Raw genomic sequence first — 20,542 nt, forward strand, 5'->3', positions numbered from 1 at the left:
CGATCCTTCCCGATGCGGGGTTGACCTCCGCCTCGCAATGTTTACACTGTAAACATAGCAGCCCGCCACCGGGCGGCCTGCGCCGCACACTCGTCGGAGGTCTCATGAGCATCGCATTGCCGCCCGTCGTCGATCAGGCGACCTGGGCCCGGGAACTGGCCGCACTGCGCGTCCGCGAGAAGGCCGCGACCCGCGAACTCGACGCGATCGCGGCACAGCGACGCCGGATGCCGATGGTCCGGCTGCCCGAGTACACACTCGTCGGCCAGGACGGCCCGGTCCGCCTCGTCGACGTGTTCGAGGGCCGCTCGCAGCTGATCACCTACCACCACATGTGGCATGCCGGAGCCGAGTGGCAGTGCTCGGGCTGCACCGGTTTCACCAGCCAATTCACCCGGCTCGAGTTCCTGGAATCGTACGATGCGCGCTTCGTGATCGTCACCCAGGGGACGATCGACGAGGCGCTGGCCTACCGCGAGAAGGTCGGCAATCGGATGACGTGGTACTCCAGCGCCGACAGTGCGTTCGGTGCGGACATGGATGCCCCGCCCGACGGCGGCTTCGCGGTCAACGTTTTCCTCCGCGACGGCGACGACGTGTACCGCACCTGGCACACGAACGGGCGGGGGACGGAGCAGCTCACGCACACGTTCGCGCTCGTCGACGTGCTGCCATGGGGTCGCCAGGAGGAATGGCAGGACGTGCCGGAGGGCTGGCCGCAGCATCCGACCTACTCGGGCTGGAATGGATCCGAGGACATCGCCGCGGCGTATGGGGCCGGCGGATAGGCGCGACCCGACATCCTCGCGTCGATGAGAACTCCCTCATCGCGGCATCCCTGGTCGGGTCCGCCGATCGACGGTATCGTTTCCCGGGTAATTGGTTAGGACGCCTTCCAATTGACCTTCGAGAGCGAGGATCTCAATGAAGACATCTCTCCGGTGGATGGCCGTGGCCGCGACCGCGGGCGCTGCCGCGGCCGCCCTCACCGGCTGCGGCTTCGGCGGCGGCAACGGGAACGCGAGCGGATCCAGCCAGTCGCTCACCCTCATGGTCGCGAGCTACTCGGACAACACCAAGGCCGAGTGGGAGCAGATCATCAAGGACTTCGAGGCGAAGAACACGGGGCTCACCGTCACGCTCGACGTCGAGTCGTGGAACGACATCAACAACGTCATCAAGACGCGGATCCAGGCCGGCAAGCAGCCCGACATCCTGAACATCGACGCGTTCGCCGGCTTCGCCTCGGACGACCTGCTCTACCCGGCCAAGGACATCGTCTCGCCGGCCACCCTCGCCGACTTCCAGCCGTCGTTCGTGCAGAACGCGTCGATGAACGGCACCCAGTACGGCCTGCCGTTCATCGCATCGGCTCGCGCGCTGTTCTACAACAAGGACCTGTTCGCCAAGGCCGGGATCAGCGCTCCGCCCAAGACCTGGGCCGAGATGGAGGCGGCCGCCGCCAAGCTGAAGAAGTCCGGGGTCACCCCGTACGGGATGCCGCTGGGCAGCGAGGAGGCCCAGGCCGAGACCGCGATCTGGTTCTACGGCGGAGGCGGCGGCTACGGCGACGCGTCCACGCTCACCATCGACAGCCCCGAGAACGTCGCCGCGGCCACCGAGATGCAGAAGTTCATCACGCAGGGCTGGACGCAGGCCAATCCCGGTTCGACAGACCGCACTCCGCTGCTGAACGTGTTCATGCAGGGCAAGATCGGCATGCAGGTGGGGCTGCCGCCGATCGTCGGCCAGATCAAGGACAAGAACCCGGCTCTGAAGTACGCGATCGCCCCGATCCCGACGAAGGACGGCTCGGCGTTCACCCTCGGCGTGGCCGACCACCTGATGGCGTTCAAGAACAAGACCGACAAGAAGGCGGCCATCACCAAGTTCCTGGACTACTTCTACTCGGCCGACGTGTACACGAAGTGGGTCACCGCCGAGGGCTTCCTGCCGACCACGAAGTCCGGTGCCGAGAAGATGGCCTCGAACGAGGAGCTCAAGCCGTTCCTCGATCTGCTGCCGGCCGCCAAGTTCTACCCGTCGACGAACCCGCACTGGTCGGCAGCCCAGGGTGCGATCCAGGCGCAGATCGGGCAGCTCGGCCAGGGCACGAAGCCGGCCGACCTCCTGAAGTCGATCCAGGCCAAGGCCGACGGGCAGTGACGCCCCCGCGATGACCGGCCTCGCGACGACGGCGGCGCCGGGCACGGCCACCGGCCGCACCCGCCGCCGCGGCCCCGCCCGCCCGCCCCGCACCGGCGGTGCCGCCGACCTCTGGCACGCGGTCCCCTGGACCGCTCCGGCGCTGATCCTCATCTTCGGGATCGTGCTTTTCCCGGCCGGGTACATGGCCTACAACTCCACCCGCGAGATCTCGGTGGCCGGCGTCGACCACGGCCCGGTCGGGTTCGCGAACTATCTGGCCGTCCTGTCGCGGCCCGAACTGGCCCGCATCCTGCTGAACTCGCTGGTGTGGGTGGCGGCGGTGGTGATCCTCACCGTGGTGGTCTCGCTCGCCCTCGCGCAGTTCCTGAACAAGAACTTCCCCGGGCGCCGCTGGGTGCGCATGGCCATCATCGTCCCCTGGGCCTCCAGCGTGGTGATGACCACCACGGTCTTCGTCTACGGGCTCGACCCGTTCTACGGGATCATCAACCGATTCCTGGTCGACGTGCACATCCTCGCCCAGCCGTTCGGGTTCACGAAGGAGCCGCTGCCGGCATTCCTCTCGTCGATCGGCATCGCGGTGTTCGTGTCGCTGCCGTTCACCACCTACACGCTGCTGGCCGGGCACGCCGCGATCCCCGACGACATGATGGAGGCCGCTCGGGTGGACGGGGCGGGGCCGGTGCGCGCCTACTTCGGCGTGACCCTGCCGAACCTGCGCAATGCGATCGCCCTGGCGAGCCTGATCAACATCATCAACGTGTTCAACTCGCTGCCGATCCTCAAGCTCATGACCGGATCGATTCCCGGCTATCAGGCCGACACGACGACGACCTACATGTTCAAGCTGCTGCAGAACGAGCAGCGCATCGACCTGTCCAGCGCGCTCGGCGTGATCAACTTCTTCATCGTGCTGGTCGTCGTCGCCCTCTACCTGTGGATCGTCAAGCCGATGAAGGACGTGTCATGACCGGCACCCGCGCCCTCGTCGTTCCCGCTCACCGCCGCCGTCACGCGCGGGTGTGGGATGCCTCGCCCGCCCGGATCGCCGGACGCACGATCGCGGGGATCGTGATCGCCGTCGTCTTCCTGATCCCGTACCTGATCATGCTGGTCGGCTCGTTCAAGAGCCGGAACAACATCCTCGCCGTCCCGCCCACCTACCTGCCGACCACCTGGCATCCCGAGAACTACCTCACGATGTGGTCGACGCCGGAGACGCCCCTGCCGCTGAACACGATCTCCACGATCGTGATCTCGGTGTTCGCCACCGCGCTGGTGCTGGTCGTGTGCGTGCCGGCGGCCTATTACACGGCCCGATTCCGCTTCCCCGGCCGCGGGGTCTTCCTCTTCCTCGTGATCGTCACCCAGATGCTGCAGCCGACCGTGCTGGCCACCGGGCTGTTCAAGGAGATGGTCGCCCTCGGGATCAACGACACCTGGCTGGCGATGATCCTGATCAACGCGGCCTTCAACCTGGCGTTCGCGATCTGGATCATGCACAACTTCTTCGCCGGAGTGCCCCGCGAGGTGGACGAGGCCGCCCAGCTGGACGGCGCCGGCAAGTGGTCGGTGCTGTTCCGGGTGCAGCTGCCGCTGGTCTGGCCGGGCATCGTCACGGCGATCGTGTACACGTTCGTCGCATCGTGGAACGAGTTCGCGGCATCCCTGGTGATCCTGTCCACCGACGCCAACCAGCCCCTGTCGGTGGCGCTGACGAAGTTCGTCGGCCAGTACGACGCCGCCTGGCAGTACGTGTTCGGCGTCTCGATCGTGGCCATCGTGCCGGTCGTGATCCTGTTCATGCTGATCGAACGACGGCTGGTGGGCGGACTGACCGCCGGCAGCGTCAAGTGACCGCTGACTGAGGCCACGGCGCCGGGCCTTGCGCTTGGCGCACGGGTGCTTGACGGCGTCGGAATACAGTCGTATTCTAAATTCTGAGAATACGAATGTATTCACCTGGAGGACGTTATGACCGACACCCGCGACACCCGCGACACCCGCGATGACCGAGCGCCCGCCGTCTGGGCAGTCCGCTTCCGCTGGCCGGTGGCGATCGGGTTCGCGCTGGTGCCCGTCATCCTCACCGCCGTCGCGTCCGCCATGGCGCAGCTCATGCACGCGAACGAGGCGCTCTCGGCGCTCGTGATCGCAGCCGGCGCCGCCATCTCTGCGGCTGTCGGACTGGCGATCATGTTCCGGTCGCGGCCCACCGCACGCCGGTATGGCTTTCGGGTGCCGGCCGATGCGGCAGCGGTCTGGTGGTTCGTGCCACTGCCCGTCAGCATCGTGGCGGCCGCCGCGACGCAGGGCATCCACGTGCCGTGGCCGACGGCGGCATCCTATGCGGTGCTGACGATCGCCGTGGCGGTGAACGAGGAGGTGTGGTTCCGCGGTATCGTCCTCGCCGTCCTGCGCGGCGCGGGGGTACGGGTCGCGGTGATCGGCAGCTCGACACTGTTCGGCGTGCTGCACCTGGCGAACCTGGCCGGCGGCGAGGATGTGTTCGCGGCCGCACTGCAGCTTGTGTTCGCCGTGCTGTTCGGGCTCGTCGCGGCCGAACTGGTCGTGCTCACCGGCAGCCTGTGGCCGGCCATCGCTTGGCATGCGGCGTGGGACTTCGTGAACTACCTGGGCGGGAACGCGATCTCCGGCGCCGCATTGGCCGGTACCGGGGTGGCTTGTGCGGCCATGCTGGTCTACGCCATCGCACTGTGGCGCCGCACGATGCGGACCCCGGCGTGATCGCCCGTTCCGTTCGCCCGGCGGACCCGTAGCCTGATGGTCATGGAACTGACGGTCCGGCAGGAGGAACTCGCCGACGCGGCCCTGCGGATCATCGCCCGCGACGGCCTGGCCGCGGCATCCTTCCGGGCGGTCGCCGCAGAGGCGGGCTGGTCGCTCGGTGCGGTGCAGAAGGCATTCCCCGCGAAGGATCGGATGCTGGCGGGAGCCTTCGCGCGACTGCGTGCGCGCGCCGCGCCCCTGCCGCCGGGCGAGCCGGGACGGCCGACGCTTGGGGGCTGGCTCGTGGCTCTGCTGCTGGGCATTCTCCCGCTCGACGAGCAGCGCATCGCGGCGCAGAGGCAGGGTGACGCCTTCGCGCAGCGCGCCCTCGTCGATCCCGAGATCGCCGCCGCGATCGCCGAGAGCGACGACCACGTGCGCGCACTGCTCACCTCGCTCGTCGCACGCGCGCGGTCCGAGGGCGAGGTGCCATCCCATATCGATCCGGAGACCGTCGCGTGGGCGGCGCTCGCGCTTGCGCAGGGGCTGGCCGCACAGCTGCTCTACCGGCAGGAGCCGGAGGAGAAGGTCCGCGAGCGCCTCGAGGGCACGATCGCGGCACTCCTGGGCACCGACGGCGGACTGACCGCCGGCAGCGTCAAGGAGCCCGCACCGTAGGCTGTGGCAGTGTCCACGCCGCAGAGTCGGGTGCGCGAGCTCGCGCGCCAGCAGCCGCCCCGGGTGCCCTGCGCGGGGGCCAGGATGGACTCATGGGAATGACGGCGATCGAGAACGCGGATGCACTGGTCAGGGTCGAGCCCGGAGCCCGCACCTCGCAGCTGGTGCTGTCCGCCGACGGGGCGCGCGTGGTCGTGTTCGCGTTCGACGCCGGCGCCGAGCTGACCGAGCACACGGCCCCCGGTCCGATTCTCGTGCAGGCGCTGGAGGGACACCTCGCCTTCACCGCCGAGGGGGTCACGAAGGAGCTTCGGCCGGGCGGCGTCATCCACCTGGACGCCCGGATCCCGCACGCCGTGCGCGCGCTCGAGCCGTCCAAGATGCTGCTGACGATCATCCGTGCGGGCTGAGGGTGCGATGGCCGAACAGCCGCCCGCGTGATGAGGGCGCACCCCTTAGAACGGGGGAGGTTCGTCGCTGGTGTAACCGGCGGGGGTGAGCACCTGCGTCGTGCCGTCGGGGCGGGGTCTGTAGCGGATGCGGGTGGTGTGCCGGCGGACGTGGTCGGGTGGGCAGAGCGGGCGCAGATCCTTCAGATTCGTGCGCCCACCGGCGGCCCACGCGATGATGTGGTCGATGTCGGCATCCAGAGCGAGGCGGGTGCAGCCGTCGCGGGCGCAGGTGCCGTGCTGGAGGATCAGCCATTCGCGTTGCGCGCGCGTCGCGTGTCTCGCGTGGCGTTCCATGTCGACGATCACGCTGTGGATCGGGTCGGTGATCACCCGTGTGAACGCCTTCGCATCCAGGAACAGCTGCTTGGCGGTGAGGGGGTCGAGCAGTTCGTCGCCGACGATGCGGGCCTGTTCCGGGAACCCGGTACCGCCGCAGACGGTGCACCGGCCGCCCTCGCCGACGGCGGTGCCGGTGAGGATGCCGACCGGGATCGTGACGAACACCTTGGTCTTCACCGGGTTGACCGTGTCTTGCCCGCGCAGCCGTGCGGTGGCCAGGTCGGCCCGGAGCTGGTCGCGGCCTCGGGTCTCGGCCGGGTTCTTCTGAAGGTGCTTGGCCTGCGAGGTCAGCGACCGCTTCGTGGCGATCGCATCGATCCGGGGCATCAGGACGCAGAGCCACGCCATCCCGTCGTCCTCGTCGTGGACGACCACCCGCCGATCCGCCAACGCTGCGGCATGCCTTCCGGCGCTGTCGCGGGGATCGAGGCGGTTGATCAGGGCGCGCAGTCGTGCTCGGAATGCTGCCGCGCTCAGGTGCAGCACCCATTCAGCGGCCTGCTCGTCGACCAGCCCGATCGCGGCGAGCGCTGCCTGCCGCACCTGCTCGTCCGCGTCGTCGGGAGGCAGCAGCCGGGTGATCGCGGCGCAGGCGGTCTCGACCAGCGGGTACGCGGCGAAGCCCTCGTGCGCCCGCCGCCACAGCAACGGCAGCCGGAACGAAGCGGTCTGGGCGGTGTACGCGAGATTGCGGATCTGGTTCTCGCCGGTCTGCAGCCGCAGCCCGATCTCCAGGAGGACCGCCAGCTCGGCCGCCCGCACCCCGAGCGTTCCGGGGGTATCTGTGTACACCTCGGGGTGCATGCGGGCATGATCCAGCGCCGCCCGCACCCCTTCCGCGCGGCACGCGGCCCGCCGATGCGCTTCCATCTGATCGGCCTGCAGATCGTCCAGCAGCCCCCGCGCATCCCGGGTCGCGGCATCCATGCCGTCGAAGAAGCTGAGGGAATCCATGCCTCCACAGTAGAGCGGGGCTCCGACACTCACCCGACGCGGCATGCCTCCGCGCTGTCGGCGAACTCGTCCGTCGCCCGCGCCACCAGCTCCATCATCTCGGGCCCGCCGTGGCCTTCGCTCTCGACGATGTGCAGGCGGCTGCCCGGCCAGGCGCGATGCAGCCGCCAGGCGGTGATCGCCGGCCCGCTCACGTCGTGGCGCCCGTGGATGAGCACGCCGGGGATGCCGGCCAGCTCGCCGGCGCGATCGATGATCGGCTCGTCCAGGAACCCGTCGTGCGCCCAATAGTGGGTGACCAGAGTAGCGAAGACCTGCTGGACCCGGGCGTCGGCGGGATGCAGCGGTCCGGGCGCGTGCAGCGGGTCCAGGGAGACGTGCACCCCCTCCCAGCGGTCCCATGCCGCTGCCGCCTGCGCCCGCACCGCGGCATCCGGGTCCCGCAGCAGCCGCGCATACGCCTCGACGACGCGTTCGCCGGGCCGATGTGCGGCGGCGAACGGCTCCCACTCCTCGGGGAACAGAGCGCCCACCGTCTCGGTGATCCACTCCACCTCGGCACGGGACGTCGTGGTCACGGCGGCATTCACCACGGCGGACACCCGGTCGGGATGCGCGAGGGCGTACGCGAGCGCCAGCGTCGACCCCCACGACACCCCGTGCAGCACCCAGCGTTCGACGCCGAGTTCCACACGCACCGCCTCGAGGTCGGCGATCAGCGCCGGTGTGGTGTTGTCGTCGAGCCCGTCGAGGTCGTCGAGCACGTTCGGGATGCTGTGGCCGCAGCCGCGCTGGTCTACCCCGACGATCCGGTATCGGGCAGGATCGAAGCGACGGCGATACCCGCCGGCGCCGAGCCCGCCGCCTGGTCCGCCGTGCAGGTACAGGGCGGGGATGCCGACCGGGTCTCCGGAGGACTCCCAGTAGATCTGCGCGCCGTCCGGACGCGGCACCAAGCCCGACGCGTACGGTTCGATCGGCGGGTACACGCGGGCCAGCCTACCGAGGCAGGGGTTGACACCGGGCGTCGTCGTCGGGAGACTCGCACCACGCTGTGCTGTGCGCAGCGGAGGACATCCGCTTCACTCTGGGGGTCGAGACGATGTCGAATACACAGGTGCGTGCACGGATGTCGCGTGGGCTGCGGGTCGCGGGGGCGGTGTCCGCGCTCGCGATCGCGGTCGCGCTGGCGGGCTGCTCCGCGCTGAGTCCGGCGTCGCCGCCGGTCGCCGATCCGACGACGCCGGATGCTCCGAGCCCGACGCCCACTCCCACCAGGATCGGGGTCGATGACATCGACCTGCCGAACGGAGAGTGGGTGTATTCGCCAGGCGGATTCTCGGCACCGATCACCATCGACTTCGTCGACGGCGCCGCACAGGTGGACGGGGTCGGCTACGCGATGAAGGAGCCCGTCTATGGCGATGCGAACAGGGACGGGCTCGAGGACGCGCTCGTGCCGATCGAGCGCAGTGACGGCAACGGCTGGGAGTCGCTGTGGTACATCTTCGTCGCCGACGGCGAGTCGGCCGTGCAGGTGCCGATGCCGGTCGCGCGTTCGTCGCGCTGCGGTGATGCGGTCACCGGAGTCTCGGCGACACCCGACGGCTTCGCGCTCGAGTTGATCCTGCGGATGTCGCCGCTGGACGACACGGTGCCCTGTTCAGATCCAGGCACCGGGGTGCAGCGGCGGGTCGTCGGCATCGAGCACGACAGCGCGGGCGACCTCTGGCCGGTCCAGACCGAGCCCGTCGCGGCGTGGGGCGGACTGTGTCCGGGATCGGAGTGGATGGACGCCCCGCCGGAGAAGGTCGCTCTGTACACGGTGCCCGACACCTCGGGCACCGTGGTGAACCCGGCGACCGAGCCGACCGCGGTCTTCCCCGTGCGCGCAGCGCCGTGGGAGCAGCTGCCCGCCGCGGCCGGGGTGACCGAGGACGACTGGGCGTTCGTCGGGTCGATCCCCGACGGGCTGCCGGACGCCGAGGCGGTGCGGCTGCACTGCTCCTGGGCTCCGCGCCGGTGAGCGCGCATGCTTGATTCGGTCAGCGCCGGTGCGCGGCGTAGTACTCCAGCAGGCCGCGGGTCGAGGCATCCTGCGCCGCCACGGCATCGGCGTCGCCCTCGAGGGCGGGGGCGATCTGCAGCGCGAGCTGCTTGCCCAGCTCGACGCCCCACTGGTCGAACGAGTCGATGCCCCACACCGCGCCCTGCGTGAACGTGATGTGCTCGTACAGCGCGATCAGCTCGCCCAGCACCCGCGGGGTCAGCGCCGGAGCGAAGATCGACGTCGTGGGCCGGTTGCCGCTGAACGTGCGGGCCGCCACCAGCGCGCCCGTGGTCCCCTCGGCCTCGACCTCTTCGGCGGTCTTGCCGAAGGCCAGCGCCTTGGTCTGCGCGAGGAAGTTGGCCAGGAACAGGCCGTGCACGTCGCGGTCGCCGTCCTGCAGGGGGTAGGCCGGGTTCGCGAAGCCGATGAAGTCGGCCGGGATCAGCCGGGTGCCCTGGTGGATCAGCTGGTAGAACGCGTGCTGCCCGTTCGTGCCCGGCACGCCCCAGAACACCTCGCCGGTGTCGGTGGTCACCGGCGACCCGTCCCAGCGCACGCTCTTGCCGTTGGACTCCATCGTCAGCTGCTGCAGGTAGGCCGGAAATCGGTGCAGCAGCTGCGCATACGGGAGAACCGCGTGCGACTGCGCGCCCAGGAAGTTGTTGTACCAGACGTTGAGCAGACCCATCAGCATCGGGACGTTCCGGGCCAGGGGAGTGGATGCCGTGTGCACGTCGATCGCGTGGAAGCCGGCCAGCATCTCCTCGAAGGCGTCGGGCCCGAGCGTCAGCTCGAGCGACAGGCCGATCGCCGAATCGACCGAGTAGCGCCCGCCGACCCAGTCCCAGAACCCGAACGCGTTCTCGGTGTCGATGCCGAAGTCGGCGACCTTGTCCAGGGCCGTCGAGACCGCGACGAAGTGGTGGGCGACGGCATCCGTCTTCGCGGCATCCGACCCGTCGATCGCGCCGGAGGCCTGCAGCCCGTCCCACAGCCAGGCACGCGCGAGCCGCGCGTTGGTGAGGGTCTCGAGCGTGGTGAACGTCTTGGACGCGACGATGAACAGCGTGGTCTCGGGATCCAGGTCGGCGGTGGTCTGGGCCAGGTCGGTGGGGTCGATGTTCGAGATGAACCGGGCCTGGATGCCGGCGTCGGCATATGGCCGGAGCGCCTCGTAGACCATGGCCGGGCCGAGGTCGGAGCCGCCGATGCCGATGTTGACGACGTGCGTGACCCTCTTGCCGGTGACGCCGGTGAACCGACCCGAGCGCACCCGGTCGGCGAACGCGCGCATCCGGCCGAGCACCTCGTGCACGTCGCCGTCGACGTCCTGCCCGTCCACCTCGAGCGGAGGCCGGCTGCCGGAGGGCCGGCGCAGCGCCGTGTGCAGGACGGCGCGGTCTTCGCTGGTGTTGATGTGCACACCGGCGAGCATCTGCGCGAACCGCTCGACGACCCCGGTCTGCTCGGCCAGGCGGATCAGCGCGGCGAGGACGTCGTCGGTGACGAGGTTCTTCGACAGGTCGACGTGCAGATCGGCGGCGTCCAGGGTGAAGCGCCGGGCGCGGTCCGGGTCGGCGGCGAACCAGCCGCGCAGGTCGGGGGTCAGGTCGTCCTTGAGGTGCTGCAGCTCGGCCCAGGCAGAGGTCGCGGTGGCGTCGGTGGGAGCGGTCATGGTGACCACGGTAGTCCGACCGCGCCGCGGGTGCGCAGGCCCCCTCGACAGACCGTGCCCGGGAGAGGATGCTGGGGCCCAGCGACGCATCCGACGCCGATTCACTGGGGACCGGCGCGCCGTCGGAGAGAAAGGCCTGCAAATGCGTATCCATCGCATTCGCGTGGTGGCCGCCGTGGGGTCGGCGAGCCTTCTGATGCTGGGGCTGGCTGTCGCACCCGCATCGGCGCACACGACATCGACATCACCCTCCTCGGGCTCGTACCGCGTCATCGCGGAGGGGTTGAACAACCCGCGCGGCATCACGGTCGACGCCCGCGGGGCGCTGTACGTCGCCGAAGCCGGCACCGGCGGTCCGGAGTCCGACTCGTGCTTCGTCGCGTCCGCCGGCACCCGGGTGTGCGCCGGCAACACGTCCTCGATCACGCAGCTGACGGCATCCCGCCACGGCTGGCACCAGCAGCGCGTGGTCACCGGCCTGCCGTCGCTGGCGCCGCCTCCCGGTGCCACCGGCGCCGGCACCGAGGCATCCGGCGTGAGCGCCGTGCTCGTGAACGGCCGGCACTACGATGCGGTGATCGGCTTCGGCGTCGGGTGCGAGGATGTCGCCTCCGGTCCGGATCCCTCGTGCGACCCATGGACCGAGCACGGCCTGTCGCGGCTGTCCGGTGCGCTCGTGACCGGCACGATCGGCAGCCACCACGCGCCGCGGGTGGTGACCAGTCTCGCGGAGTACGAGTACCGGACGAACCCGATCGACTCTCCGGACAGCAACCCGGTCTCGCTGGTGCGCGATCGCGGCGGCTACCTGATCGCCGACGCGGGTGCCAACGTCATCCTCCAGGTGCGGTCCCGGAACCACATCCGGGCGCTCGCCCAATTCGCCGACGTGGACGTGCAGAACCCGTTCGCCCCTCCCGGGGTCATGACGCCGATGCAGTTCGTGCCGACATCCGCCGTGCGCGGGCCCGACGGCGCGCTCTACGTGAGCCAGCTCACCGGGTTCCCGTTCCCGCAGGGCGGGTCCACGATCTGGCGGATCAGCGCCGGTCATGCGCCCACCCCGTATGCGACGGGACTGACCAACGTCACCGACCTGGCGTTCGCCCGGGACGGCAGCCTGTACGCGGTGGAGATCTCGGCCGCCGGCCTGCTCAGCGGTGACACCACCGGCGCGCTGATGCGCGTGCCGCGGCACGGCGGCACGGCCACCGTGGTGGCCGGCGGACTGCCGGCGCCCTACGGCGTGGCGCTGCAGGGCCGCGACGCGTACGTCACGGTCAACAGCAGCTCACCGGGCATCGGCCAGGTCGTGCAGGTGTCGCTGACGCGGTGACTCAGCGCTGGGCCGCAGCGAGGTTCGCGCGCAACTCGTCGGCGTTCTGCCGCACGACGTACGCGGGCTGGTCGCGCTCGACCCGCCAGCTCTCCGCGAGCGGCCCGGCGCTGACCGTGTCGTACCCGAACTCGTCGTACAGCGCGGTCACGAAGGCGACGGCATCCGGATCGTCGCCGGCGGTCGCCAGCGCGCGCCGGTTCTCGGTGCCGGCGGGGGTGCCGTCGGTGAGGATGTCGGTCGAGGTGATGTGGTTGAACGCCTTGACCACGGTCGAGGTCGGCAGGTGGTCCTGGACGATCTGCGACGTCGTGCTCTGCTTCTGGTCCAGCGCCGGGATGCGGCCGTCGCGCTCCCAGTAGTAGTTGCACGTGTCGAGCACGGTCTTGCCGGCCAGTGGCGCGACCGGGATGTCGTCGACCGCCTTCAGCGGCACCGTCACGATCGCCCAGTCCGCGGACTCCGCCGCCTCTGCGGCCGTGGCGGCCCGCGCCCTGTCGCCCAGCTTCGCGACGAGGTCGAGGAGCGTCTCGGGTCCGCGCGAGTTGGCGATCACGACGTCGTAGCCGCGGGCGACGAGGCCTTCCGCGAGGGTGCTGCCGATGTGTCCTGCTCCGATGATTCCCACTGTGGTCATATCAGGGGCAACGCAGACAGCGCCCGGTCATTCCCGCATCGGAGTCCGTGTGCCTCCATCGTGGTGGCGTACGACACCGACGTCAGACCCGCTCGGTAGGCTCGGTTCAGGCTTATCGAGAGAAGAACAGCACACGTGAACAGCGCCACCCACCAGGCAATCGCCTCGCTCATCTGGAACATCGCCGACGACGTGCTGCGCGACCTGTACGTGCGGGGCAAATATCGAGACGTGATCCTGCCGATGACGGTGCTGCGCCGACTCGACCTGGCATTGGAGTCCAGCAAGCAGAAGGTGCTCGACACCAAGAAGACGCTGGACGAGCCGGGGATCGTGAATCAGGATGCCGCGCTGCGCGCTGCCGCAGGTCAGGCGTTCTACAACACGAGCGCGTTTCGCATGGCGGATCTGCGGGCGGCATCCAGCCAGACGCAGCTGCGGCAGAACATGGAAGCCTACCTCGACGGGTTCTCGCCGAACGTGCAGGAGATCCTCGAGAACTTCGACTTCCGCCACGAGCTGCCGCGCCTCTCAAAGGCCGACGCACTGGGCACGCTGCTCGAGAAGTTCCTCGACCCCAAGCTCGACCTCTCACCGGCAGCTGTCGACAACCACGCGATGGGCACGCTGTTCGAAGAGCTCGTCCGCCGATTCAACGAGGCCAACAACGAAGAGGCCGGTGAGCACTGGACCCCTCGTGACGTTGTGCGGCTGATGACCCGGCTCATGTTCGACCCGGTCGCCGACACGATCCCCGACGGCACCTATCTGCTCTATGACGGGGCGATGGGCACCGGCGGCATGCTGACCGTCGCCGAAGAGACGTTGCAGCAGGTCGCCGCGGGGCGCAAGATCTCGACGCACCTGTATGGGCAGGAGATCAACGCCGAGACCTACGCGATCGCGAAGGCCGACCTGATCCTCAAGGGCGAGGGGGCCGCCGCTGACCACATCGTCGGCGGGCCGGAATACTCCACCCTGTCGAACGATCAGTTCTCGCACATGAAGTTCGACTTCATGCTTTCCAACCCGCCGTACGGCAAGTCGTGGAAGACCGACCTCGAGCGCCTGGGCGGCAAGGGCAGCATCACCGACCCGAGGTTCGTCGTGGACTTTGACGGCGACCCCGAGTTCAGCTTTCTCACGCGATCCAGCGACGGGCAGATGCTGTTCCTGGCAAACCTTGTTGCCAAGATGAAGCAGACCCCGCGGGGCAGTCGCATCTGCGAGATCCACAACGGATCAAGCCTGTTCACGGGGGATGCCGGCCAGGGCGAGTCGAACATCCGCCGGTACGTGTTCGAGAACGACCTGGTCGAGGCGATCGTCGCGCTGCCGCTGAAGCTGTTCTACAACACCGGCATCGCCACCTACATCTGGGTGCTCAGCAACCGCAAGGAGCAGCGCCGGCGCGGCAAAGTGCAGCTGATCGACGCGACGGCGTGGTTCACACCGCTGCGTAAGAACCTCGGCGAGAAGAACTGCGAGCTCTCGCCCGCCGACATCGACAAGATCCTCGACACGTTCGCGGCGTTCGATGCCGCCGACCCCGACGTGTCGAAGGTGTTCGACAATCGCGACTTCGGGTACTACAAGGTCGCCGTCGACCGTCCGCTGCGGCTGGTGGATGCCGGCCCCGGCCGCGTCTATAAGCCAGCCGAGATCAAGCAGCTGCGCGTGACGAGTGAGCGGGCCGATGACGGGCCTCGCGTGATCAAGAAGCTGCACCGGCGCGGCACGCCCGCCGATCCGCTGCACGGCCTGTTCGAGACCGAGATCGACGGAGTCATGCGCGTCGTCGAATACGAACGCGACACCGAGTTGTCTGACACCGAACAGATTCCGCTGACCGAGCCGACAGAAGAGTATGCGGACGGCATCGAGGCGTTCGTCCGCCGCGAGGTGCTGCCGTACACACCGGATGCCTGGATCGACGCGAGCAAGACGAGGATCGGCTACGAGGTCAGCTTCACCCGTCACTTCTACAAGCCCGCGCCGATGCGCACCCTCGACGAGATCCGCGCCGACATCCGTGCCCTGCAGGCCGAGACCGACGACCTCCTGAAGGAGATCGCGGGGTGATGTTCGCAGTCGACAGGAGGCGCGACCTGAGCCCGAGCGGCAACCATATGCTCGGCGACGTCCCGCTAGCATGGGGCGTCCGCGCGATGCGCAGTCTGGTGGCTCCGCGAGTTGAACGGGATCGGCCGAACTTGCCGCTCTTGTCGGTAGCTCGTGAGCGCGGCGTCTTCGCGAGGAGTGCCGACGACGATAACCACAACGCGATTCCGGACGATCTGTCGACCTACAAGGTCGCACGCGCGGGTGATCTGGTCATCAACAAGATGAAAGCGTGGCAAGGGTCACTGGGCATCGCGCCGGTCGACGGAATCGTCAGTCCCGCGTACTTCGTGTTCAAGACGGGCATGGCCGACCTGCGATACGCATCAGCGCTTCTGCGTAGTCGTCGGTATGTGGGGATGCTTGCGGCCGCCTCTGACGGGATCCGGGTCGGGCAATGGGACCTGAGCATGCCCCGTTTTCGTGCGCTGCCAGTGCTCGTCCCACCCGCCGACGAGCAGGCGGGGATCGTGAAGTATCTGCGACACGCGCACGCGCGCATCGACCGGGCCATTGCCGCCAAGCGCAAACTCATCGCCCTGCTCGAAGAGCAGAAGCAGGCCGTCATCCACCAGGCCGTCACGCGCGGCCTGGACCCGACCGTGCCGCTCAAGGACTCGGGAGTCCCTTGGGTCGGTGAGATACCCGCGCACTGGGACGTTCCCGTTTTGGGAAGGTTGCTATGGCGTATTGAACAGGGGTGGAGCCCGGTCGCGGCAGAAGAGGTGCTCTCCGATGACCAGTGGGCCGTCCTCACTCTGTCATCCGTTGATAAAGGGCTGTTCCACAGAAATGCATTGAAACCGATCGCGCGATCAGCGAGAGTTCCAACCCAGTATGAACTGAGGGATGGAGACCTGCTCCTGACTCGGTCGAACACACGCTCCCGCGTTGGTGACGTGGCCGTTGTCAAGAACTCGCGGCCTCTCACGATCTTCTCTGATTTGATTTATAGATTGGATCACACCGACGCAGTAGATGCGCACTTCTTGGCGGCGGTCCTCCTGTCGAGGATCGGGCGCAATCAGATTGAGGCTGATGCTCGGGGATCAAGCGGCACGATGCCGAAGATCAATCACACTCAAATTAGGAGTTGGCGCATTCCGCTGCCACCACTTCCTGAGCAACTCGAACTCCGTGTGCACATCCAGGAAGATAGTGCTGAAGCAACTGCAGCAGTCCAAACTGCTTTGCATGAGATCGCGCTCCTGCAGGAGTTCCGAACGCGGCTGACGTCCGACGTCGTGACCGGGCAGGTCGACGTGCGCGAGGTCGCAGCGTCCCTCCCCGACCTCACCGACGAGCAGCTCGTCGAAGCCGACGAAGCATCCGACCCGCTCGATGACGCCGAAGAGTATCTCGCCGAGGAGCCTGCATGACGGGTGAGATGATCCTCTACACCTCGGGCGACGGCGCTCAGGTGCAGCTGCGTGCGGTCGGTGGCACGATCTGGCTCACGCAGCACGAACTCGCCGAGCTGTACGGCACCTCGGTGCCGAACATCGCCCAGATCATCGGGCGCATCCTCGCTGACGGCGAGCAGACCGAGGCAACCATTAACTCAGAGTTAATGGTTCGATCCGAGGGCCCGCGCCAGGTGCGACGCGAGGTGAAGGTCTACAACCTCGACATGGTGCTCGCCGTCGGCTACCGCGTCACCACCGACCGCGCCGTGCAGTTCCGGCAATGGGCGACCACTGTGCTGCGTGAGTACCTCGTCAAGGGCTTCGTCCTGCAGGACGAGCGTTTGAAAGACCCCGCCGCGACCGACTACTTCGACGAACTGCTCGAGCGCATTCGCGACATCCGGGCATCCGAGAAGAGGTTCTACCAGAAGGTGCGCGACATTTTCGCGACGACGAGCGTCGACTATGCGGGGTCGGCCCCACTCGCCCACGACTTCTTCGCGACGATCCAGAACAAGCTGCTGTATGCGATCACCGGGCGCACCGCCGCCGAATTGATCACGCAGCGCATCGACGTCTCGGCACCGAGCATGGGACTCACCAGCTGGAGTGGCGCGCGGGTGCGGAAGGGCGACGTGAGCATCGCGAAGAACTACCTGAGCGACAGTGAACTGAGCGACCTGAACCTGCTGGTGACGCGCTTTCTCGACTTCGCCGAAGACCGTGCTCGCCGCAGGCAGCAGATCACGATGCAGCAATGGGTCGATCAGACCGACCGCTTTCTCGACTTCGATGAGCGCCCGATCTTGACCGGCGCAGGCCGGGTCTCGGCCGCGCAGATGCAGCAGATCAGCGCCGACCGATACCGTGAGTTCGACGGGCGGCGTCGCGCGAGCGAGCGCGACGAATCACTCACCGAAGAGCAGCACGACCTTGAGCGGCTGATCGCCGCCGAGCGGTCGTTGGAGCAGAACAGGGACGACGATGTCACCGACGCAGATCAATGAAGAAGGCCTCGAGGCGCTCATCGTCGCGCAGATGACGGGGGATGCGGCATCCGGCGCCCCGCAGTGGGCGCAGGGCGGGGCATGCGACTTCAACGCCTCGTACTGCCTCGACCTCGTCGCCTTTCGCGCGTTCATCTCTGCCACGCAGCCCCACCTGATCGACGCGCTCGACCTCGACGGCGACTCGCCGACCACGCACAAGTTCTTCGCCCGGCTGCAGGGCGAGATCACCAAGCGCGGTATCGTCGACTGCCTGCGCGGCGGCATCGACCACAACGCCCATCACGTCGAGCTGTACTACCCGGCACCGACAGTCGGCAACCAGTCGGCCGCAGAGCAGTTCGCGGCCAACCGCTTCACCGTCACCCGACAGGTGCACTTCTCCGCTGCGACACCGGGCAAGTCGCTCGACCTCGTCACGTTCGTCAACGGGATGCCGGTGGCCACGTTCGAGCTGAAGAACAGCATCACCAAGCAGACCGTCGAAGACGCCGTCCAGCAGTACAAGACCGATCGCGACCCGCGCGAGCCCATCTTCGCCTTCGGGCGGACGATCGCGCATTTCGCCGTCGACGACCGTTCCGTGCGGTTCTGCACCCGGCTCGCCGGCAAAGCATCATGGTTTCTCCCCTTCGACCAGGGGTACAACGACGCGGCCGGCAACCCGCCCAATCCCGATGGTGTGATGACCGACTACCTGTGGCGGCGCATCCTCACCCCGCGGTCACTCGCCGACATCATCGAGAACTTCGCCACGGTCATTCGCGAGAAGGATCCGAAGACCGGCAAGAAGAGCGAACGCGCGATCTTCCCGCGCTTCCACCAGCTCGACGTCGTACGCACGCTGCTCGCCCACGTGCGTGAACACGGCGCGGGCACGCGATACCTGATCCAGCACTCCGCCGGCAGTGGCAAATCGAACTCGATCGCCTGGCTCGCCCTGCAGCTGATCGGCGTGCGCCACGGGGTTGCGCCGGCATTCGACTCGATCGTCGTCGCGACAGACCGGGTCATCCTCGACCGGCAGATCCGCGACACGATCAAGGGCTTCACACAGGTCAAGTCCACTGTCGCGCACGCCGAGACGTCCCGTGAACTGCGCGAAGCGATCGAGGCCGGCAAGAAGATCATCATCACGACCGTGCAGAAGTTCCCGTACATCGTCGAGGAGCTCGGGGGCACGCAGCGCAGCAAGCGGTTCGCGATCATCATCGACGAGGCGCACTCCAGCCAGGGCGGCAAGGCCTCGGCGGCCATCGCGCAAGCGCTGTCGAAGGTGGGCGAAGACGCGGCGGGAGTCCCGGAGTTCGACGTCGAAGATGCCCTTACCAGGCTGATGCAGTCGAAGAAGCTGCTGCCGAACGCGTCGTACTTCGCGTTCACCGCCACACCCAAGAACAAGACGCTCGAGACGTTCGGCGTGCCGTTCACCGTCGACGGCGTCGTCAAGCACCGCCCGTTCCACAGTTACACGATGAAGCAGGCCATCGAAGAGAAATTCATCCTCGACGTGCTCGCCAACTACGTGCCCGTCGACACCTACTACCGGCTCGTCAAGACCATCGAGGGCGACCCCGAGTTCGACGCGAAGCGAGCATCGAAGAAGCTGCGCGGCTACGTCGAGAAGCAGAAGCACGCTATCCGGCAGAAGGCCGAGATCGTTGCCGACCACTTCCACTCACAGGTCTACGCTCCGCGCAAGATCGGCGGAAAGGCCCGGGCGATGGTGGTCACCAGCTCGATCCAGCGCGCCATCGACTTCTACGAGGCCATCAGCGCCTACCTGGTCGAATCGCACCGGCCGTACCAGGCGATCGTCGCATTCAGCGACTTCAAGGACGATGGTGGCGCGCTGGTCACCGAGGCGCACTACAACGGTTTCGCGAGCAACGAGATCACGGACCGTATCGCCGAGGACCCGTACCGGATCCTCGTGGTGGCCGACAAGTTCCAGACCGGGTACGACCAGCCGCTGCTGCACACGATGTACGTCGACAAGCCTCTGTCCGGGGTCAAAGCCGTGCAGACGCTGTCGCGGCTGAACCGGGCGCACCCGCAGAAACACGACTGCGCGGTCCTGGATTTCGCCAACGACAGCGACATCATCGAGAAGTCGTTCCAGCCGTACTATCGCACCACGGTGCTGGCCGAAGAGACCGACCCGGACAAGCTGAACGACCTGGCGTTCCGGCTGTGGGATGCGGCGGTCTTCACGAGCGATCAGGTCGACCCATTCGTCGCCCGCTACCTCGCCGGTGAGGGCGTCGAGACCCTGCATCCGCTTCTTGATGTCGCGGCGGCCGAGTACATCGAGACGATGGACGAGGGCGAGCAGATCGGGTTCAAGGGTGACGCAAAGGCGTTCGTGCGCACGTATGGGTTCCTCTCGGCGATCTTGCCGTACACGAACGCAACCTGGGAGAAGTTGTCGATCTACCTCGGCTACCTCATCCCGAAGCTGCCCACGCCGGCGGGGGAAGACCTGGCAGAGGGAATCCTCGAATCCATCGACCTGGATTCCTTCCGTGCCGAGAAGCGGCAGGCGATGAAGATCGCGCTCGCCGATGAGGACGCCGAGATCGACCCCGTTCCGGCAGGTTCAGGTGCAGGGACGATCGATGTCGAGATGGAGCGGCTCAGCGAGATCCTCGACTCGTTCAACGCCATGCTCGGCAACACCGAGTTCACCGACAACGATCGCGTGCAGCGTCGCATCGCCGAGGACTTGCCCACCAGCCTGGCCGGTGATGAGAAGTACGTGACCGCGGTGCACAACAACGACCAGGCCAATGCGAAGGTCGCCATGCAGGACTCGCTCGACCGCATGATGCTTGCGTACATCGCCGATGAGACCCAGCTGTACAAGCTGTACTCCGACAACGCCGACTTCCGTGCACAGCTGGCGAATTGGCTGTTCCAGAAGACCTACGGCGAGATCAAGAGGCGCGCCGCCTAGATTCGGGTGAATATCCGGATGCGTCGTCCGAT

At 67.6% G+C, this 20,542-nt stretch carries 17 protein-coding genes; 13 read left to right on the forward strand and 4 right to left on the reverse strand.

Translation table 11 applies throughout. From position 1 onward, the window contains the following. The first annotated feature begins 104 nt into the window (after positions 1 to 104). The 7 genes from AC0L6F_RS13550 to AC0L6F_RS13580 all read left to right on the forward strand — a co-directional run bounded on the left by AC0L6F_RS13550 (position 105) and on the right by AC0L6F_RS13580 (position 5,987). Positions 105 to 788 (forward strand): DUF899 domain-containing protein, encoded by a 684-nt coding sequence (locus tag AC0L6F_RS13550; RefSeq protein WP_473538311.1) that lies wholly within the window; start codon positions 105 to 107, stop codon positions 786 to 788. 136 nt (positions 789 to 924) lie between these two features. Further along, positions 925 to 2,166: an extracellular solute-binding protein gene (locus AC0L6F_RS13555; RefSeq protein WP_473538312.1), complete on the forward strand. Its 1,242-nt coding sequence runs from the start codon at positions 925 to 927 to the stop codon at positions 2,164 to 2,166. Positions 2,167 to 2,176: 10 nt separating this feature from the next. Then, positions 2,177 to 3,139, forward strand: coding sequence for a carbohydrate ABC transporter permease (locus tag AC0L6F_RS13560; protein WP_473538314.1), 963 nt, complete (start codon positions 2,177 to 2,179; stop codon positions 3,137 to 3,139). Further along, positions 3,136 to 4,026, forward strand: a complete 891-nt coding sequence (locus tag AC0L6F_RS13565) for a carbohydrate ABC transporter permease (RefSeq protein WP_473538315.1) — start codon at positions 3,136 to 3,138, stop codon at positions 4,024 to 4,026. The genes AC0L6F_RS13560 and AC0L6F_RS13565 overlap by 4 nt, the downstream gene beginning before the upstream one ends. 117 nt (positions 4,027 to 4,143) lie before the next feature. Next, positions 4,144 to 4,917: a lysostaphin resistance A-like protein gene (locus tag AC0L6F_RS13570; RefSeq protein ID WP_473538317.1), complete on the forward strand. Its 774-nt coding sequence runs from the start codon at positions 4,144 to 4,146 to the stop codon at positions 4,915 to 4,917. 42 nt (positions 4,918 to 4,959) lie between these two features. Next, positions 4,960 to 5,577: a TetR family transcriptional regulator C-terminal domain-containing protein gene (locus AC0L6F_RS13575; RefSeq protein ID WP_473538318.1), complete on the forward strand. Its 618-nt coding sequence runs from the start codon at positions 4,960 to 4,962 to the stop codon at positions 5,575 to 5,577. A gap of 92 nt (positions 5,578 to 5,669) precedes the next feature. Continuing rightward, positions 5,670 to 5,987, forward strand: coding sequence for a cupin domain-containing protein (locus tag AC0L6F_RS13580; protein ID WP_473538319.1), 318 nt, complete (start codon positions 5,670 to 5,672; stop codon positions 5,985 to 5,987). A gap of 45 nt (positions 5,988 to 6,032) precedes the next feature. Here AC0L6F_RS13580 and AC0L6F_RS13585 read toward each other — a convergent pair whose 3' ends face one another. Beyond that, the gene (locus tag AC0L6F_RS13585; protein ID WP_473538320.1) at positions 6,033 to 7,322 is read right to left on the reverse strand and encodes an HNH endonuclease signature motif containing protein; all 1,290 of its coding nucleotides are present in this window, start codon (positions 7,320 to 7,322) and stop codon (positions 6,033 to 6,035) included. A 29-nt stretch (positions 7,323 to 7,351) separates the two neighbouring features. Beyond that, entirely contained in the window at positions 7,352 to 8,311 is a 960-nt protein-coding gene (locus AC0L6F_RS13590; protein ID WP_473538321.1) for an alpha/beta fold hydrolase, read from the reverse strand. Between the two features lie 113 nt (positions 8,312 to 8,424). Here AC0L6F_RS13590 and AC0L6F_RS13595 point away from each other — a divergent pair, with 113 nt between their 5' ends. Beyond that, positions 8,425 to 9,348 carry a hypothetical protein gene (locus AC0L6F_RS13595; RefSeq protein WP_473538322.1) on the forward strand — a complete coding sequence of 308 codons (924 nt, stop codon included), beginning with the start codon at positions 8,425 to 8,427 and terminating at the stop codon, positions 9,346 to 9,348. A 19-nt stretch (positions 9,349 to 9,367) separates the two neighbouring features. On the opposite strand, the gene pgi is transcribed toward AC0L6F_RS13595, so the two are convergent. Further along, entirely contained in the window at positions 9,368 to 11,047 is a 1,680-nt protein-coding gene (gene pgi, locus AC0L6F_RS13600) for a glucose-6-phosphate isomerase (RefSeq protein WP_473538323.1), read from the reverse strand. Positions 11,048 to 11,189: 142 nt separating this feature from the next. On the opposite strand from pgi, the gene AC0L6F_RS13605 reads away from it, so the two are divergent. Then, positions 11,190 to 12,383, forward strand: a complete 1,194-nt coding sequence (locus tag AC0L6F_RS13605; protein ID WP_473538324.1) for a ScyD/ScyE family protein — start codon at positions 11,190 to 11,192, stop codon at positions 12,381 to 12,383. A 1-nt stretch (position 12,384) separates the two neighbouring features. Here the strand turns inward: AC0L6F_RS13605 and AC0L6F_RS13610 are convergent, their stop codons facing one another. After that, a complete protein-coding gene (locus AC0L6F_RS13610; protein ID WP_473538326.1) occupies positions 12,385 to 13,020 on the reverse strand; it encodes an NADPH-dependent F420 reductase in 636 nt (211 codons plus the stop codon). 135 nt (positions 13,021 to 13,155) lie between these two features. On the opposite strand from AC0L6F_RS13610, the gene AC0L6F_RS13615 reads away from it, so the two are divergent. Genes AC0L6F_RS13615 through AC0L6F_RS13630 form a run of 4 tightly spaced genes read left to right on the forward strand, consistent with a single transcriptional unit; the run spans position 13,156 to position 20,510 of the window. Beyond that, entirely contained in the window at positions 13,156 to 15,102 is a 1,947-nt protein-coding gene (locus AC0L6F_RS13615) for a type I restriction-modification system subunit M (protein WP_473538327.1), read from the forward strand. Then, positions 15,099 to 16,520, forward strand: a complete 1,422-nt coding sequence (locus AC0L6F_RS13620) for a restriction endonuclease subunit S domain-containing protein (RefSeq protein WP_473538328.1) — start codon at positions 15,099 to 15,101, stop codon at positions 16,518 to 16,520. The genes AC0L6F_RS13615 and AC0L6F_RS13620 overlap by 4 nt, the downstream gene beginning before the upstream one ends. Further along, positions 16,517 to 17,554 (forward strand): virulence RhuM family protein, encoded by a 1,038-nt coding sequence (locus AC0L6F_RS13625; RefSeq protein WP_473538329.1) that lies wholly within the window; start codon positions 16,517 to 16,519, stop codon positions 17,552 to 17,554. The genes AC0L6F_RS13620 and AC0L6F_RS13625 overlap by 4 nt, the downstream gene beginning before the upstream one ends. Further along, positions 17,532 to 20,510 carry a type I restriction endonuclease subunit R gene (locus AC0L6F_RS13630; protein ID WP_473538330.1) on the forward strand — a complete coding sequence of 993 codons (2,979 nt, stop codon included), beginning with the start codon at positions 17,532 to 17,534 and terminating at the stop codon, positions 20,508 to 20,510. Before AC0L6F_RS13625 ends, AC0L6F_RS13630 begins: the two co-directional genes overlap by 23 nt. The last annotated feature ends 32 nt before the right edge of the window (positions 20,511 to 20,542 follow it).

The organism is Microbacterium sp. G2-16M (assembly GCF_055809115.1).